Annotated in this window: 1 protein-coding gene and 1 pseudogene; both read right to left on the reverse strand. The window is 50.0% G+C overall.

Going from position 1 to position 546, the window contains the following annotated elements:
• A partial coding sequence (locus tag R7Z49_RS27015) for a ThiF family adenylyltransferase (protein WP_318112746.1) occupies nt 1–236 on the reverse strand: 236 nt, incomplete at its 3' end.
• Between the two features lie 9 nt (nt 237–245).
• A pseudogene (locus tag R7Z49_RS27020) lies at nt 246–546 on the reverse strand (molybdopterin molybdotransferase); the annotation flags it as partial.

The following is a 546-nucleotide window of genomic DNA, read 5'->3' on the forward strand; positions in this document are numbered from 1 at the left end:
TCGTGGTGTAATACTTGGCGCTGCAAATTAGAGAGCTCTACAATGTCGTCATCGATGAGCGTAATGCGGCCGACACCTGCTGTGGCGAGGTATTGGCTAGAAGCACAGCCTAAACCGCCCGCACCCAAAATAAGCACGGAGCTTTGTTTGAGCGCTTCTTGCCCTTCGAAATCGAACTGGCGAAGAATGATCTGGCGATTATAGCGCAGCATCTCCTGATCGGAAAGAATATCCACAGCACGTTCCTAGTATAACGTTGAGTTAAACAGTTGGATTTGAACCGTTTCGCCAACTTCCACGCGGCCACGCTCACGTTCCAACACCACAAAGCAGTTTGCCAAACTCATTGAGCGGAAGGCACCAGAACTTTGGTTGCCAGTGGTTTCAACGACAAATTTGCCATCTTCTAGCGTGTAGATGCCACGTTGGTAGTCCGTGCGGCCCGGCGCTTTCTTAAATGCAGTTTTTGTCGTAGCAGGGATAGACTCAGGTGCTTGCCATTCAGTATGGCCAGCTAATTTCGCCAACATTGGCTGAACAAGTACG

Source organism: Vibrio sp. 1562 (assembly GCF_033340155.1).
Lineage (GTDB): Bacteria > Pseudomonadota > Gammaproteobacteria > Enterobacterales > Vibrionaceae > Vibrio > Vibrio alginolyticus.